Below are 932 nucleotides of genomic sequence, written 5' to 3' on the forward strand. Positions count from 1 at the left end.
CTTAGCTGGCGGTCTGGATTGTTTTCCTCTTGACTACGGACGTTAGCACCCGCAGTCTGTCTCCCGGATAGTACTCATTGGTATTCGGAGTTTGCATCGGTTTGGTAAGTCGGGATGACCCCCTAGCCGAAACAGTGCTCTACCCCCAATGGTATTCGTCCGAGGCGCTACCTAAATAGCTTTCGGGGAGAACCAGCTATCACCGAGTTTGATTAGCCTTTCACCCCTATCCACAAGTCATCCCCTGGCTTTTCAACGACAGTGGGTTCGGTCCTCCAGTTAGTGTTACCCAACCTTCAACCTGCTCATGGATAGATCACCCGGTTTCGGGTCTACACCCAGCAACTAAACGCCCTATTAAGACTCGATTTCTCTACGGCTCCCCTATGCGGTTAACCTTGCTACTGAATGTAAGTCGCTGACCCATTATACAAAAGGTACGCAGTCACCGAACATGTCGGCTCCCACTGCTTGTATGCATGCGGTTTCAGGATCTATTTCACTCCCCTCACAGGGGTTCTTTTCGCCTTTCCCTCACGGTACTGGTTCACTATCGGTCAGTCAGGAGTATTTAGCCTTGGAGGATGGTCCCCCCATATTCAGACAAGGTTTCACGTGCCCCGCCCTACTCGACATCATCATATCAGCCCTTTCGTGTACAGGACTATCACCCACTATGGTTGCACTTCCCAGAGCATTCCACTAAAACTGATATGACTTAATGGGCTTTTCCCCGTTCGCTCGCCGCTACTGAGGGAATCTCAATTGATTTCTTTTCCTAAGGGTACTGAGATGTTTCACTTCCCCTCGTTCGCCTTGCAACACTATGTATTCATGTTGCAATACCTACCTTAAAGTAGGTGGGTTCCCCCATTCAGAAATCTCCGGATCAAAGGATATTTGCCGCCTCCCCGGAGCTTTTCGCAGGCTAT

General features: G+C 50.0%; 1 rRNA gene. It reads right to left on the minus strand.

The window, feature by feature from the left end:
- Nucleotides 1–932 (minus strand): 23S ribosomal RNA (locus ACVUH9_RS22195); the annotation flags it as partial.

The organism is Patulibacter ginsengiterrae, from assembly GCF_056269115.1.